Origin of the sequence: Kitasatospora putterlickiae (assembly GCF_039527695.1) — a bacterium.
Taxonomy (GTDB): Bacteria; Actinomycetota; Actinomycetes; order Streptomycetales; family Streptomycetaceae; genus Kitasatospora; species Kitasatospora putterlickiae.
On the sequence record NZ_BAAAKJ010000112.1, the window covers coordinates 22,136 to 36,919 of the forward strand.

Consider the following 14,784-nt stretch of genomic DNA (forward strand, 5'->3'; position numbering starts at 1 on the left):
GCCGGCGGACCTGGTGGAGGAGTTGCGCGTGGTCCCGGCGGTGGTGCGCTCCCGGGGGGTGCGGCGCTTCCTGCACCGGCGGGTCCTGCGCTCGCGGCTGCCGCTGGGGCCGGTCGGTCCGGTCACCCGGGCGGCGCTCGGCTACGCGATCATGGGGGCGGGCTCGCCCGCCGACCGCGTCGAGGCGGCGGTCCGGATCGTGCACGCCTGTCCGACCGGTGTGCGGGCCAACTGGGCCCGGGTGCTGGACCGGTTGGACGTCCGCGCGGGGCTGGCCCGGCTCGCCGCGCCGACCTCGGTCGTGGTCGGCTCCGAGGACCGGCTCACCCCGCCGGTGCACGCGCACCGGATGGTCGCGGCGCTGGCCGACCCGCAGGGGCTGCTCCTGCTGCCCGGCGCCGGCCACATGGCGCCGATCGAGCGGCCGGCCGAGATCGCCGCCGAGATCGACCGGATGGCGACCGCCCATCTGCCGGGCACCCGCGCCGGCGGCACCGTGACCACCACCGACCCCGAGACCACCACCGACCCCGAGAGGACCGCCGTCGCATGACCGCCACCCCGCCGCTGTCCGCCCAGGTCGCCGTCGTCACCGGAGCCGCGCGCGGTGTCGGCGCCTCCCTCGCCCGCGCGCTCGCCCGCCGTGGTGCCAGGGTCGCGCTGGTCGGCCTGGAGCCGGACGAGCTCAAGGCCGTCGCCGCCCAGTGCGGCCCGGACGCCACCGCCTGGGAGGCCGACGTCACCGACGTCGAGGCGCTCACCGCGCTCGCCGGGCGGATCGAGGAGCACTACGGCCGCATCGACACCGTGGTCGCCAACGCGGGCATCGCGATCGGCGGCCCGCTGCTGCAGAACGACCACCGGGCGTTCAGCCGGGTGATCGAGGTCAACCTGCTCGGCAGCGTGGCCACCGCCCGGGCCTTTCTCCCGGTGCTCGCCGAGAGCCGCGGCTATCTCCTGCAGATCGCCTCGCTGGCCGCGCTCACCCCGGCGCCGCTGATGAGCGCGTACTGCGCGAGCAAGTCCGGGGTCGAGGCGTTCGCCCACGCGATCCGCGCCGAGGTCGCCCACGAGGGGGTGAAGGTCGGTGTGGGCTACCTGAGTTGGACCGACACCGACATGGTGCGCGGGGCCGACGAGGACGCCGTGCTCAAGCAGATGCGCTCGCGGCTGCCGTGGCCGGCGAACAAGACCTATCCGCTGGAGCCGGCGGTGGACCGGCTGGTCGCCGGCATCGCCCGGCGCTCCGCCCACGTCTACGCCCAGGCCTGGCTGCGCGGCATGCAGCCGGTCCGCTGGGCCCTGCCGTCGCTGATCGCCCTGGTCGGGTCCCGCGACGTGGCCCGCCTCGCACCCCGGCTCGCCGCGACCGCCGCCACCCGCCTCGGCGCGGTCGGCGCCGGCCGCGTCGGCGANGCCCCGCCGACACGGCCGCCCGCTCCGAGCGGCGCTGAGGACTGACAGCTGACAGCCGACAATTGACAGATGACAGATTTCAATAACTGCCATCTGTCAATTGTCAATCGTCAGCCGCCCGGCCTCACTCCCCGTCCCCCGCCCCGGCGAACCGCTTGAACACGTCGTACGCCGCCTGCGCGAAGTTGTCCCGCCGTGTCGGGCCGGCGTTGCAGAGGGCGGCGACGGCGGTGGCGGTCTGCGGGCAGAAGGCGATGAGCGAGGTGCAGCCGCGGGTGCCGCCGGAGTGGAAGAGGAGGTCGCGGCCGTCCGGGGTGCGCCGGTGGTTCCAGACCAGGCAGATCTGGTCGCCGGAGCGCGGCAGCCTCAGCCGCGGCCGCTGCACCTCCCGCAGGGCTTCCTCCAGCGCGCCCGGACCCGCCGACCCGCCGCCCGCCGCCCCGCCCCCGTCCGGCCGCAGGTGCGCCCGAAGGAACCGGAGCAGGTCGGCGCCGCTGGCCCGGACGGCGCCCGCGCCCGGCAGGCCGGGGATGAGCCACGGCGGCAGCGGACGTCCGTGCCGGTGGCCGATCGCCCGGTGCGGCGGGTCGGGCGCGCAGGTGGTCGCACGCATCCCGAGCGGGCGGCAGACCCGCTCGGCGAGCAGTTCCGGGTAACCGGCGCCGCGCCCGGCCTCGGTGAGCAGCCGACCGAGCAGCCCGACCCCGAAGTTGGAGTACCCGAACCGCTCGCCGGGCCGGTGCCGCACGGTGGTCCGGGCGAGCCCCGCCCGCAGCCGCCCCTCGTCGTACGCGCCGTACGGATTGCTGCTCCAGGACGCGAGGGCGCCGGCCAGCAGCCCCGGCGGCAGCCTCGGCAGCCCGGAGGTGTGGGTGGCCAGGTGGAGCAGCCGGACCGGCCCACCGCGCCGGACGTCGGCGGGCCGCCAGCCGTCCGGGAGGTGCCGCTCCACCGGGTCGTCCAGGGCGAGCTCGCCCCGTGCGGCCAGCTCGGCGAGCAGCAAGGCGGTGAACGTCTTGGTGATGGAGCCGAGTTCGAAGACGGTGTCGGGTGTGCAGGGCTCGCTGGCGGCGTGGTCCAGCCGGCCGGCGCACCGCACCGCCTGACGCCCGCCCCGGGTCACGGCGAGCGTCACGGCGCTGGCGCCCGGCCCGGCGGAGCGGACCAGGTCCGCCAACTCCCGCTCGCCCCAGGGGCTGTCGTCCGCCTGCGCGGGTGCGTCGAGGGCGGGCCCGTCGAGGGCGGTCACCTAGCTCTCCGGCGGCGCGCCGAGCGTCACCGCCGGTGCGCCCGCGGACGCCCCGGCCGTGCCGCCGAGGGCGCGGGCCAGGGTGGTGGTGGCGGCGACCACGGCGACCACGGCGGTGTGCCCGTGGTCGGCGAGCAGCTGGGCGGGATCGCCCTCGGTCGCCGTGTTGGCGTCCTTGGGCAGGAGCCCGTCGGGCAGTTGGGCGGACGCCAGCGCGGCCCAGCCCGTCGTGCCCTGCTCCAACTCGCCGATGCAGGCGGCGACGATGAGCAGTTCGCCCACCAGGTCCCAGTGGCCGACCTCCTGCCACACGTCGAGCCAGGCCGGCAGCCAGTCGCGCAGGTAGTCGCGGATGCGCGGGGACAGGCACTCCGGCCGGGCGCCCCAGTCGGTGAGGTGGAAGACGGAGTGGGTGACGTAGTAGGCGGTGAGCCAGTCGATCAGCCACGGTTCGGGCGTGGCGCCCAGCCAGGTGGCGGCGGCCAGCGCGTCCCAGTCCTCAAGCTGGTCCAGGCCGATCACGCGCCGGGCGTTGGCGGAGGCCAGACGGCGGCTGGGGAGCTGTTCGGAGGCCCGGACGGAGTGCAGCCGGTTCAGCGTCGCCAGCTGTTCCTCCAGGGGCCGGTGACGGTAGCCGGCCCGCGCGAAGTGGACGTAGACCTCCAGCGGGTCGGTCATCAGGGGGTAGCGCAGCTGCCGGTCGTAGAGCAGGTCCCCCTCGCGCAGTTCGGCCCAGGCGAGGTCGATGACCTGGCGGGCGATCCGGGTGTCGTCGGCGCCGGCGACCCCCTCGCGCAGCAGCAGGCCGGTGGCCAGGGCGACTTCGCCGAGCGGCTTGTAGATGTCGTTGGGGTTGGCGAGGTCGAACGTGGCCTCGTCGCCGAAGCCGCCGAGGCCGCGGTCGTAGTAGGAGTGCAGCCAGCGCAGCGCTTGCGAGCCGACCTGCTGGGCGGTGGCGATGATCTGGGCGTCCGTCATGCCGCCGCTCCGTCCGGGGAGTCGCCGCTCCGGCCGTGGGGCGGGGCCGGCCGGTCGTCGGGCCGATCGGGATCCGCGGGTGTGCCGGTCGTCGTCACGCCGGTGCCCGGCAGCCGTTCGGTGATGGAGAGTTCGAGCCACATGCGGGTGCTGCCGTCGCCGACCGCCCGGATCCGGTCCAGTACGGGGCCGAGTTCGAGGTGTGCCGCTCCGCCGACCGACTCGTTCCAGGCCAGCCAGCGGGCGAGCCGGGCGGCGGTGCGGTAGTCGCGGCGGAGCATGGAGCGGGTGACGCCTCGGGACAGCGTCAGCGAGTGGAGCCGGGCCAGGTCGTGCACGGGGCCGTCGAGGCGGGGGAGGGCGAGGGCGGAGAGCCGCGCCATGGCCACCGACCAGCGCGGCCAGTCGGCCGCCGTCGGTTCCGGGGGGCACACCGGTTCGGGGCCGGTCGCCGGGGCGGGGCGGCCCGCCAGTTCGACGAGGCGCGCGGTGGCCCGGTCGCGCCAGGCGTTGGCGAGCGCGGTCTCCGGCGGGGCCGGGGGCTGCGGTGAGGTGGTGCCGGGCGCGGGGGAGGCGCCGGTCATCGGGAAGGTTTCGAGGGCCTCGGCGGCCGCGTCGGCGGTCGGCCCGTCGAGGGGCAGGCCGGCGAGCAGCGGGGCGGCGAAGAGGTCGGGTCCCAGGACCCGCACCGCCGCCAACACGGCCTTGGAGAGGGGGCCTTCGTCCAGGAGCGGACCCTCGGGCACCGACGGCACCGACGGCACCGACGGCGTGGACGGTGTCGGGGACGTCGGGGACGTCGGGGACGTCGGGGGAGTCGACGGCGTCGGACGGGCGGTGAGCCGGGTCGCGCCCGGGGCGGACGGGCGGGTGGGCGCGGCCGGGTCCCCGGCACCCCGGAGGGCGTCGAGGACCCGGCCCGCCACTCGCTCGACGGCCGCCGCGTACTCGTCGCGGAGCGTGGTGTCGGCGAACGGCATGGAGTGGGATTCTCCTGTCTGGAGGGTGCTCAGGACCTTCGGGTCCGGCCTGTCCGGTCTGTTCGGCCGGTCGGGGCCCGGTCGGGCCGTTGACCCGGCCGAGGGCTCGGCCGGGTCGGCCAGGTCGGCCGGGTCCTACGGGTCTACCGGGTCTTCTCCTTGGGCGCCTTCTGCGGCGACAGCAGGATGAGTCCGAGAAGCAGGAGCAGGCCTGCGGCTTCGGGCTGGTACGTGGGCGCGTCGCTGACGGCCGCCTCGTCCTCCGTGATCAACGTACCGAGCGCGTCGATCTCGGCCTGCGTGGCGAGCGGGGCCCGCGTCGTACGGGTGGTCTGAGCAAGCATCTGAGTGCCTCCTCATCGAAGTTCCACCGCCTGGTCCGGCGATGCCCCCTCGATCGACGATACGAGCACGAACCCACCGGCGCCACCCCTGCACGCTCCGTCACCGTCGTCACGATGAGGCACCGCGCGGGGGCGCAGCGGGATCGCCCGGGGTGTCGCGGATACCCGGCAGTAGGTACGGTCGCTGCATGACCACTGCCTTGATCACCGGCGCGACCGCCGGCATCGGAGCCGCGTTCGCCGGCCGGCTCGCGCGGAGCGGCTACCAGCTCGTCCTGGTGGCCCGGGACACCGAGCGGCTGGAACGTTCCGCCGCGGACCTGCGGGGGAGGTTCGGCGTGGAGGTGGAGGTGCTCGGCGCCGACCTCGCCACCGACCGGGGCATCGCGGACGTCGAGGCCCGGCTGTCGGACGGGGACCGCCCGGTGGACCTGCTGGTGAACAACGCGGGCTTCGGCAACCGGGGCGCGTTCTCCGCCGTGCCGCTGCAGGACGAGCTGGACATGCTGAAGGTGCACATCGAGGCGGTGCTGCGGCTGACCACGGCCGCCCTGCCGGGGATGCGCGAGCGCGGGCGCGGCGCGGTCGTCAACGTGGCCTCGGTGGCGGCGTTCCTGCCGCGCGGCACCTACGGGGCGAGCAAGGCGTGGGTGGTGAGCTTCACCCAGGGCGTGATGCGCGACCTCGGGGGCACCGGGGTGCGGCTGATGGCGCTCTGCCCGGGATTCACCCGCACCGAGTTCCACCAGCGGGCCGGCATGGGCACCGACAACATCCCCGGCTGGGGCTGGCTGTCCGCGGAGCGGGTGGTGGACGAGGCGATGCGGGACCTGGCGCGGGGGCGTTCGGTCTCGGTGCCGAGCAAGCGCTACAAGCTGGCGGTGGCGATCGCGCGGGTGCTGCCGTCCGGGGGACTCGGCGGTGTGTCCTCCAGGGCGGCCCGCTCCTACCGCACCAACTGACGGGGAGGGGGTGGCCGGGCGGTCGGGCCGGGATCGCGAGGAGCGCCCCGGAGGGCGTCGCGGGGGTCATCGCGGAGGGCATCTCACTATTAGCTTTGCTAACTATGAGCCTCTCTCGTTATGCTGGCGGCGCCCGACCGCCCACCCGCCGCCGGCGCGCGCCCCCGGGCGCCGCGCCCGCCCGGCCGTCCGAGGGAGGCTGCCCGCCCGTGCGCCCCGAAGGCATCCAGTGGACCCCGCCCGACCGCGCCGAGGACGACCCGCGCCCGCCCACCGAGTGGCGCCGCATCCTCGCGCTCTTCCGCCCCTACTCCGGCCGCCTCGCCGTCGTCGGCCTGCTGGTCGCCGCCTCCGCCGTGGTCTCGGTGACCACGCCGTTCCTGCTGCGCGCCGTCCTGGACACCGCCATCCCGCAGGGCCGCACCGGCCTGCTGACCGCCCTGGTGCTGGGCATGGTCGGCGCCGCCGTGGTGAACAGCGTCTTCAGCGTGCTGCAGACGCTGATATCCACCACCGTCGGCCAGCGCGTGATGCACGACCTGCGCACCGCCGTCTACGGCCACCTCCAGCGGATGTCGCTGGCGTTCTTCACCCGCACCCGCACCGGCGAGGTGCAGTCCCGGATCGCCAACGACATCGGCGGCATGCAGTCCACGGTGACCTCCACCGCGACCTCCCTGGTCTCCAACTTCACCGCCGTGATCGCCTCGGTGGCCGCCATGGTGGCCCTGGACTGGCGGCTGACCGTGGTCTCGCTGCTGCTCCTGCCGCTGTTCGTCTGGATCAGCCGGCGGGTCGGCAACGAGCGCAAGAAGATCACCGGTGAACGGCAGAAGCAGCTCGCCGCGATGAGCTCGGCGGTTCAGGAGTCGCTCTCGGTCAGCGGCATCCTGCTCGGCCGCACCATGGGCCGCACCGACTCGCTCTCCCGCGAGTTCACCGGCCAGTCCGACCGGCTGGCCGAGCTGGAGGTGCGCGCCTCGATGGCCGGGCGCTGGCGGATGAACACCATCCAGATCGTGATGGCCGCGATGCCCGCGGTGATCTACTGGACGGCCGGCATGACCGCGGCCGGTGGCGCCCCGATCGTCTCGGTCGGCACCCTGGTCGCCTTCGTCTCGCTCCAGCAGGGCCTGTTCCGCCCGACCGTCAGCCTGCTCGCCACCGGCGTCCAGGTGCAGACCTCGCTCGCGCTCTTCCAGCGCATCTTCGAGTACCTCGACCTGACCGTGGAGATCGACGAGCCCGAACGCCCCGTCACCCTGGCCGCCGTGCGCGGCGAGGTCCGCTTCGAGGGCGTCGACTTCCGCTACGACCCGGGGCAGGAGCGGCCCACCCTGGCCGGGGTGGACCTGCGGATCCCGGCCGGCGGCTCGCTCGCGGTGGTCGGCGAGACCGGCTCCGGGAAGACCACGCTCAGCTACCTGGTGCCCCGGCTCTACGACGTCACCGGCGGCCGGGTCACCCTCGACGGGGTCGACGTGCGCGAGCTGTCCTTCGACACGCTCGCCCGCGCGGTGGGCGTGGTCTCCCAGGAGACCTACCTCTTCCACGCCTCGGTCGCCGACAACCTGCGCTTCGCCAAACCGGACGCCACCGACGCCGAACTCGTCGCCGCCGCCCGGGCCGCGCGGATCCACGACACCGTCGCCGCCCTGCCGGACGGCTACGACACCCTGGTCGGCGAGCGCGGCTACCGCTTCTCGGGAGGGGAGAAGCAGCGCCTCGCGCTCGCCCGCACCATCCTGCGCAACCCGCCGGTGCTGATCCTCGACGAGGCCACCAGCGCGCTGGACAACAGCACCGAACGCGCCGTGCAGGAGGCCATCGACACCCTCGCGGCGGGCCGCACCACCATCACCATCGCGCACCGGCTCTCCACCGTGCGGGCGGCCGACCAGATCGCCGTCCTGGACCGCGGCGAGGTGGCCGAACTCGGGACCCACGAAGAGCTGCTGGCGGCGGGCGGCCGCTACGCCGCGCTGCTGCGCCGGGAGTCCCCGGTCGCGGCCGTCGCGCCCTGAGGCCGGCGGGTCCCGCCGAATCCACTGAATCCGCCGAATCCACTGAATCCGCCGAATCCATTGAACCCGCGGAATCCATTGAACCCGCGGAACCCTCGGAACCCTCGGAACCCGCCCAGCCCGTGCGGCCCGGGGCTCAGGCGGCCTTCGGGACCTCGTTGTAGGTCCGCGCGACCTCCTGGCCGGAGAGCCGCTGGATCGCCGCCATCACCTCGTCGGTGACCTGGCGGCGGGCCTTGAGCGAGCGGGCCTGCCCGTGCAGCTCGTCGAAGTGCAGCGGCTCGCCGAAGCGGACCGTCACCTTCTTCAGGCGCGGCACCCGCTTGCCGACCGGCAGGATCTCCTCCGGCCCCTCCAGCGCCACCGGTACCACCGGGACGCCGGCGGTCAGGGCGAGCCAGGCGACGCCGGTCTTGCCGCGGTAGAGCCGGCCGTCCAGCGAGCGGGTCCCCTCCGGGTAGATGCCGAAGGCCTTGCCGTCCTCCAGGATCTCCAGCGCCCGCTCCAGCGAGGCCTGCGCGGAGCGGTAGGTGCCGCGCTCGACCGGCACCGCGCCGATCCCCTGGAAGAAGCCGCGGGACAGCGCGCCCTTGAGCCCGGTGCCGGTGAAGTACTCGGCCTTGGCCAGGAAGTGCACCCGGCGCGGCGCGGTGAGCGGGATCACCACGCTGTCGATGAACGACAGGTGATTGCTGGCCAGGATGACGCCGCCCTTGCGCGGAACGTGCTCGACGCCCTCGATGCTGGGACGCCAGATCCCCCGGGCGAGCGGTTTCAGCACCAGCCTGGTGGCGAGATCGAGCATGGTCCCTCCCTGGACGAGCACGCCCGAGAGGTGCCCGGGCCTGGGGTTACGACGAGCGGCGTTCGGTGGGCCCGGCCGGGCCGGGATCAGACCCGCAGACTACGACACCCACCCCGGCGGCCGTCCACTCCCGCCGACCGTGGCGCTCACCACGGCCGGTAGGGTACGGCCGTCGGAAATACACATCAGCATCCGGTAATCCCAGGGAGGGCCCCCATGGCAGACGTCGACAGCATCCGCGCGGCGTTCGACAAGTACGACGTGAACGGCGACGGCCGCATCACCGCCACCGAGTACGCGCTGGTCGCGCGTGAGCTCGGCGACCTGACCACCTCGATCGCCGTGGCCGAGGCCGTCATCAAGACGATGGACACCAACCACGACGGCGAGCTGACCTTCGACGAGTTCCTGGCCGCGCGCCAGGGCTGAGACGGTCCGGACGGGGCCCCGGGGTGCGCTCCCGGGGCCCCGTCGCCGCGTCCACCCGGTGGAACCCGGGGCCGCCGCGCCTCAGCCGGTGGTCGGGAACACCCGGTGGACCACCCGCTCCGCCGCCCCGCCGTCGTCCCACGGGTTGAACCGCTTGCGGAACTCCGCCCGCGCCGCCGGCTCCGGATCCCCGGCCAGCAGCGCCGCCGCCAGCCCCTGCGGATCCGTCGTCACCGCGCCCGGCGGCTGCTCGAACAGGTCGAAGTAGACGCCGCGATCCCGCTTGTACTCCTCCCAGTCCGGCGCGAAGATCACGATCGGCCGGTCCAGCACCGCGTAGTCGAACATCATCGACGAGTAGTCCGTGACCAGCACGTCCGCCGCCAGGTAGAGGTCCTCCACGGTCGGGTGCGCCGACACGTCCAGGATCTCCGCCGCGCCCTCGTCGACCGTCAGGTCGCCCGCGCCGCCGGTGTGGAAGTAGTGGGTGCGCACCAGCAGCGTGAACTCGGGACCCAGCGCGCGCGCCAGTTCCCGCACGTCCAGCAGCGGCACGTAACCGCCGCGCGCCTCCCGGTGGGTGGGCGCGTACAGCACGGCGGTGCGGCCGGGCTCCAGGCCGAACCGCTCGCGCATCGCCGCCGTCTCGGCCGGCGTCGCGTCGGCCAGCCGGTCGTTGCGCGGGTAGCCGGTGTCCAGCATCTCGTAGTGGCCGGGGAAGGCGCGGGCGAAGTGCTCGCTGGTGTGCGGGTTGGAGGAGACCAGGAAGTCCCAGCGGTCGATGGCCTCCTGGAGCCGGTCGAAGTCCATCCCGTCGGCAGCCACCGGGTGGTCCCTGAGGTCCATGCCCATCGCCTTCAGCGGCGTGCCGTGCTGCGTCTGGACGTGCACCGTGCCGGGCCGCTTCACCATCGTGCGCGGGAAGTTGACGTTGTTCACGAAGTACTTGGCGGTGGCCATCGCCTTCAGGTAGGCCGGGGTGTTGACGATGACGTACGGCACGCCGTCGGGCAGCGTCGCCGCCTGCGTCCGGTTCTCCACCACCCAGACGCCGCGGACCGCGGGCGCCAGTTCCTTCGCCTTCTCGTAGATCGCCGCCGGGCTGCAGGCGTAACCCCGGTGCCAGTACGCGGCGTAGACCGCCAGCCCGGGGTTGAGCGGCATCCGGCGGAAGGCGTTGTACGCGGTGAACCGGGCGCTGCCGCGCACCCCCTTCTTCAGGGCCGGCGCCACCGCCCGGGCTCCGCGCTTGAGTTCGCGCGGCAGCCGCCCGGTCCGGCGCAGCTCCGCGTACGCGCGCCGGGCGCCGCGCGCCGCGAGCCGGTACCGCACCCCGCGCACGCCCCCGGGGAAGCGGTAGCCCGCCGGGCGGTGCCGGGCGAAGTGCCCGGAGATCCGGCGGAAGAACTCCGGCCGCAGGCCGACCGGGACCAGCCCCGGGGTGTCGTAGACGGTCAGCGCCTGCTGCACGGTCCGCTCGAAGACCAGGGTGCGCAGCTCCGCCGGGACGGGCCGGCCGGGGCGGTCGGGCCGGTCCAGGAAGGCGAAGATCGCGTCGTACTGGGCGAAGGCGTCGGCGTGCTTGGCCGAGGCGGTGCTGGTGATCGCCCCGGCCCGGCCGCGCCGGTAGAAGTAGCAGGGGCGGTCGAGGTAGCGCAGCCGCTCGGCGGCGAGCAGCGCGGGGTAGGTGACCGAGATGTCCTCGTAGTAGCCGCGGCCGAAGGAGACGCCGAGGCCGAGCAGGAACTCCCGGCGGAACACCTTGTTCCAGACCGACATCACGGTCTTGAACAGCGCGGGGTGCTCGGCCAGCGTGCAGCCGGCGACGAGCGGGGAGCCGGTCAGCACGTGCCGCCAGGGGTTGGGCTCGGTGGCGCCGTCGGGGTAGACGTGGGTGAAGTCGGTCAGCAGCACGTCCGCGGGGGCGTCCTCGCGTGCCGTCTCCGTGGTGAGCTCGTCGAGGAGGGCGGCCACCGTGCCCTCGGGCACCCAGTCGTCGCTGTCGACGAACCAGACGTAGTCGCCGCGGGCCTCGGGGAGGGCGGCGGTGCGGGCGCCGCCGAGGCCCTGGTTCTCGGCGAGGTGGAGGACGCGCAGACGCGGGTCGCGGGCCGCGTACTCGTCCAGGATCGCGCCGCAGCGGTCGGGGGAGCGGTCGTCGACCGCGATCACCTCGAAGCGGGACTCGGTGGAGGGCGTGTCCGCCAGGAGGGAGTCGAGGCAGCGCGGCAGGAAGCGCTCCACCCCGTGGACCGGGAGCACGATGCTGAGGAGGACTGGCACGCTGGCCGAGTCTACCGAGGCGGCGCAAGCGCGGAATCCGCAGGTCCGCAGCGCGTCCATGGCGGGTCCGCGGCGCTGGAGCCGCCGGTGCCGGACCCCGTGCGGGGTGGCACCGGCAGCCTGGTGGCGGCCTGGCCGACCCTCACGGCCGACCGCCGGTCCGAGCACCGCCCGAGCCTGGCCGCCGCAGCGTCGAGGCGGCCTGGCAGTAGGCACGGGGGAGCCGGAATCTTCATCAGTCGAACACGGTGGTGGGCGCGGCTCGCGCCCGCGTGATCGCTACAGATACTGCTTGGAGGCGGGGCTCCCGTCAATCCCTCGCATGTGTTCACTTCTTAAAGGGATAGTCGTATCGATCTGTCGACCCGCCGACCTGCCGATCCAGTACTGGAGGAGGGTTCCCGGCGGACGCGGGAGGTGAGGGAGTGGTGGGGGAGTGGTGACCGCGCGCGCCCGGCGCGCGTCTTCGCGGCGGGCGCCGGGTTCGCGACCCGGTGAACCCGCTGACGAATGCCCGGTCGTGCACCATCATTGATGCCTAGTCGTGACCGGCCGGGAAGCCCCTGGTGCGGTGTCAGTTGACGCCGCACGGTACGGTGGCAGAACACCAGGACGGTTGCGCGAAGACCGTCTGTCGCGGATAGTCTTCGCCTCACGGCCCTGGCGCCTCGTAGGGGTGGGAAATCAGATGGAACACATGCAAGTGCGGACTCGGCCCCGTGTGCCGGCGATCCAGTGCGGCGTCGACACGACCGGCCGCCGGATCGACCGACACCTGGCCGTGCTCGGCGCGCCCGCACTCCCGGCGGTGGACACCGCCGAGGCGCTCGGGTTGATAAGGGAGCTGACGCCGCGCGGTGTCGGTGCCCCGACCGCGCCGCCGCGCCGCCACGCGCGGGTCAGGCTGCTGGCGCCGCTGCGCCGACTGCGGCGCGGACTCTTCGGCGGGCGCGGCCGCGGCTGAGAGGCCGACCGGCCTCGGGGCGCACGACGCCCTCCGCACCCACCCGCACCGACCCGGCGGATCATCGCGACCGCCGGGTCTTCGGCGTGCCCGGAACCGGCCGCCTCCGAGCCTGTCCCCGGCCCGGCTCGGAGACGCCTCCCCCCGCTTGAATTGGTCTGAACCTCTCATGGTAAGCCGACTTGCCCCACCGGCACGGGGAGTCGGCGAGGCTGGTCGGACCGCCCCCGGACGTGGGCGAGGATGGCGCCATGGCGGACCACACCCACACCACCCCCCACTCCACGTCCTTCCGGACCGAGACCTTCGAGATCACCACCGGCAGCCGCGAGGTCGCGCTCGACATCACCGACCGCTGCGCCCGGTTCCTCGACCTGCACGCCGTCGGCCGGGACGGCCTGCTCAACGTCTTCGTCCCGCACGCGACAGCCGGGATCGCCGTCCTGGAGACCGGCTCCGGCAGCGATGCCGACCTGCTCGCCGCCCTGCGCGAGCTGCTGCCCGCCGACGACCGGTGGCAGCACCGGCACGGCACCCCGGGCCACGGCCGCGACCACGTCGTCCCGGGACTGGTCGCCCCGCACGCCACCCTGCCGGTGATCGACGGGCGGCTCGCGCTGGGCGTCTGGCAGTCGGTGGTCCTCGTCGACACCAACGGCGACAACCCGCGGCGCACCGTCCGGCTCTCCTTCCTGGGCTGACCGGCGCACGCCCCCGGGCGGTCGGACGGCGCGGGACCGGGTCTTAGCCCGGCGCCGGCCCGCCCCCGGGGGCCCCGGCGACGTCGGCTTCGGCCGCTTCGAGGACGGTCGCTTCGGCGTCGGCCGCTTCGGAGTCGGCTGCTTCGACGGCGACCGTCTCGGCGTCGACCGCTTCGAGGGCGACCGCTTCGACGGCGGCGGTGAGGTACCGCTCGATCGCCAGGTACTGGCAGAGCACGGCGACCGGGCGGCCGAGCCGCGCGTACCAGGAGGCGAGCCGGGCGAAGGCGCTCACCTCGAACCACACCTCGCCCGCCGCGTCCATGGACACCACGAACGCCTCCTCACCGCGTTCCGGATGCCCCGGCAGCGTCCCGTAGGCGAAGCCGATCCGGTCCGGCTCGTCCGCCGTCCACACCACCCGGCACGGGATCACCAGCCGGGGCCACCGGGCGCCGGGCAGGGCGAGCCGCAGCAGCACCGTCGCCCCCGGCTCGACGGGCGCGTACGGGTACACGGCGAAACCGGTGCCCAGCTGGCAGCCCCAGCCGAGGACGAACCTTCCGGCGCGCGCCAGCACCTCCGGGCCGTGCCCCAGGTGGACCCGCCGCCGCAGGTGCGCGTAGCCCTCCGGCAGCCGGGCGCCCCCGGTGGCGCCCACCTCGTGGTAGCTGGGCGCGGCGGCCCGGGCCGCCTCCAGCCGCCGCTCCAGGGCGGACGACGGCCGGGCGGCGCGCCGCGGCTCAGTGCGTGGCGGTTCGGCGCGCCGCGTGTCGAGGCGCGGCGCGTCGGCGCTGGGCGAATCGGGCATGCGGCCACCGTAGCGCCCGCCCGGGAACGCCTTGCGCGGGGCCCCGGCCGAGGAGTAGAGAAGGCGTCATGAGCGAAACAGCCGTGAACGACAGCGTCCTCACCGGCGCCCCGGACACCGACGGCGCCGAGGCGGCCGACCAGGTCTGCGTTCTCGCCCCGGGCGACGGCGACGCCGTGGCGGGTCTGCTGCCCGACCCCGACCTCACCGGCCCGCGCGCGGACTGCGTGCTGTGCGGGGAGCCGACCGAGCTGCCCGCCGACCACCCGGGCAGCACCCTCTGCCCCGTCTGCACCTGGCAGCAGGCCCAGCGGATCGCCTGCTCCGGCTGACGGGAGGTCCCGGGGCGGTGCCCCGACGCGGCCCGGCTCGGGGCCGGCGTCAGGCGTCCTCCCGTCCCGCCAGTGCGAGGGTGGAGCCGTGCCGGCCCTTGCGGACGAGCAGCTGGGCCGGGATCCGGCTGCGCAGATCGGCGACATGGCTGACGATGCCGACCGCGCGGTCCCGCTCGCGCAGACCGTCGAGGACGTCCATCACCTCCTCCAGGGTGTGCTCGTCGAGGCTGCCGAACCCCTCGTCGATGAACAGGGTGTCCAGCGGCATGCCCCCGGCCTCGTCGGTGACCACGTCGGCCAGGCCGAGCGCCAGGGCCAGCGAGGCGAAGAAGCTCTCGCCGCCGGAGAGCGTCGCGGTGTCGCGCTCGGTGCCGGTCCAGGCGTCCACGACGCGCAGCGCCAGGCCCGAGCGCTTGTTGCCCGTGCCCCGGTCGTCGCTGTGCACGAGGGTGTAGCGGCCGCCGGACATCCGGACCAGCCGGTCGCTGGCGGCGGCCGCCACC

General features: G+C 74.5%; 16 protein-coding genes. 8 read left to right on the forward strand and 8 right to left on the reverse strand.

What is annotated here, in order from left to right:
• Both ABD308_RS11795 and ABD308_RS11800 read left to right on the forward strand, forming a co-directional pair.
• On the forward strand, window positions 1-553 hold a 553-nt coding region (locus ABD308_RS11795; protein WP_344332104.1), incomplete at its 5' end, for an alpha/beta fold hydrolase.
• On the forward strand, window positions 550-1,461 hold the full coding sequence (locus ABD308_RS11800) for an SDR family oxidoreductase (protein ID WP_344332110.1): 912 nt from the start codon (window positions 550-552) through the stop codon (window positions 1,459-1,461). The genes ABD308_RS11795 and ABD308_RS11800, both read left to right, overlap by 4 nt.
• A 79-nt stretch (window positions 1,462-1,540) precedes the next feature.
• Here the strand turns inward: ABD308_RS11800 and ABD308_RS11805 are convergent, their stop codons facing one another.
• The 4 genes from ABD308_RS11805 to ABD308_RS11820 all read right to left on the reverse strand — a co-directional run bounded on the left by ABD308_RS11805 (window position 1,541) and on the right by ABD308_RS11820 (window position 4,967).
• Window positions 1,541-2,665, reverse strand: coding sequence for a serine hydrolase domain-containing protein (locus tag ABD308_RS11805; protein WP_344332115.1), 1,125 nt, complete (start codon window positions 2,663-2,665; stop codon window positions 1,541-1,543).
• Window positions 2,666-3,643 carry a DUF6895 family protein gene (locus ABD308_RS11810; RefSeq protein ID WP_344332122.1) on the reverse strand — a complete coding sequence of 326 codons (978 nt, stop codon included), beginning with the start codon at window positions 3,641-3,643 and terminating at the stop codon, window positions 2,666-2,668.
• Window positions 3,640-4,623, reverse strand: a complete 984-nt coding sequence (locus ABD308_RS11815; protein WP_344332127.1) for a serine/threonine-protein kinase — start codon at window positions 4,621-4,623, stop codon at window positions 3,640-3,642. Before ABD308_RS11815 ends, ABD308_RS11810 begins: the two co-directional genes overlap by 4 nt.
• A gap of 143 nt (window positions 4,624-4,766) precedes the next feature.
• Window positions 4,767-4,967, reverse strand: coding sequence for a hypothetical protein (locus ABD308_RS11820; RefSeq protein ID WP_344332133.1), 201 nt, complete (start codon window positions 4,965-4,967; stop codon window positions 4,767-4,769).
• A gap of 188 nt (window positions 4,968-5,155) precedes the next feature.
• Between ABD308_RS11820 and ABD308_RS11825 the strand changes: the two genes are divergently transcribed.
• Complete coding sequence (locus ABD308_RS11825; protein WP_344332135.1) at window positions 5,156-5,929, forward strand: SDR family NAD(P)-dependent oxidoreductase; 774 nt, start codon at window positions 5,156-5,158, stop codon at window positions 5,927-5,929.
• A 209-nt stretch (window positions 5,930-6,138) separates the two neighbouring features.
• Window positions 6,139-7,953, forward strand: coding sequence for an ABC transporter ATP-binding protein (locus tag ABD308_RS11830; RefSeq protein ID WP_344332137.1), 1,815 nt, complete (start codon window positions 6,139-6,141; stop codon window positions 7,951-7,953).
• 136 nt (window positions 7,954-8,089) lie between these two features.
• Here the strand turns inward: ABD308_RS11830 and ABD308_RS11835 are convergent, their stop codons facing one another.
• Complete coding sequence (locus ABD308_RS11835) at window positions 8,090-8,758, reverse strand: lysophospholipid acyltransferase family protein (RefSeq protein WP_344332141.1); 669 nt, start codon at window positions 8,756-8,758, stop codon at window positions 8,090-8,092.
• Between the two features lie 216 nt (window positions 8,759-8,974).
• On the opposite strand from ABD308_RS11835, the gene ABD308_RS11840 reads away from it, so the two are divergent.
• Window positions 8,975-9,187, forward strand: coding sequence for an EF-hand domain-containing protein (locus ABD308_RS11840; protein WP_344332144.1), 213 nt, complete (start codon window positions 8,975-8,977; stop codon window positions 9,185-9,187).
• Window positions 9,188-9,268: 81 nt separating this feature from the next.
• Here ABD308_RS11840 and ABD308_RS11845 read toward each other — a convergent pair whose 3' ends face one another.
• Entirely contained in the window at window positions 9,269-11,470 is a 2,202-nt protein-coding gene (locus tag ABD308_RS11845) for a bifunctional glycosyltransferase/CDP-glycerol:glycerophosphate glycerophosphotransferase (protein ID WP_344332148.1), read from the reverse strand.
• Between the two features lie 688 nt (window positions 11,471-12,158).
• On the opposite strand from ABD308_RS11845, the gene ABD308_RS11850 reads away from it, so the two are divergent.
• Together ABD308_RS11850 and ABD308_RS11855 are read left to right on the forward strand one after the other, a co-directional pair.
• Window positions 12,159-12,434 (forward strand): hypothetical protein, encoded by a 276-nt coding sequence (locus ABD308_RS11850; protein WP_344332154.1) that lies wholly within the window; start codon window positions 12,159-12,161, stop codon window positions 12,432-12,434.
• Between the two features lie 251 nt (window positions 12,435-12,685).
• Window positions 12,686-13,135, forward strand: coding sequence for a secondary thiamine-phosphate synthase enzyme YjbQ (locus ABD308_RS11855; RefSeq protein ID WP_344332167.1), 450 nt, complete (start codon window positions 12,686-12,688; stop codon window positions 13,133-13,135).
• 43 nt (window positions 13,136-13,178) lie between these two features.
• Here the strand turns inward: ABD308_RS11855 and ABD308_RS11860 are convergent, their stop codons facing one another.
• Entirely contained in the window at window positions 13,179-13,946 is a 768-nt protein-coding gene (locus ABD308_RS11860; RefSeq protein ID WP_344332169.1) for a DUF1990 domain-containing protein, read from the reverse strand.
• Window positions 13,947-14,014: 68 nt separating this feature from the next.
• Here ABD308_RS11860 and ABD308_RS11865 point away from each other — a divergent pair, with 68 nt between their 5' ends.
• Window positions 14,015-14,278, forward strand: a complete 264-nt coding sequence (locus ABD308_RS11865; RefSeq protein ID WP_344332197.1) for a hypothetical protein — start codon at window positions 14,015-14,017, stop codon at window positions 14,276-14,278.
• A 49-nt stretch (window positions 14,279-14,327) separates the two neighbouring features.
• On the opposite strand, the gene ABD308_RS11870 is transcribed toward ABD308_RS11865, so the two are convergent.
• Window positions 14,328-14,784 (reverse strand): SbcC/MukB-like Walker B domain-containing protein (locus ABD308_RS11870; RefSeq protein WP_344332182.1); only part of this gene is annotated, 457 nt, incomplete at its 5' end.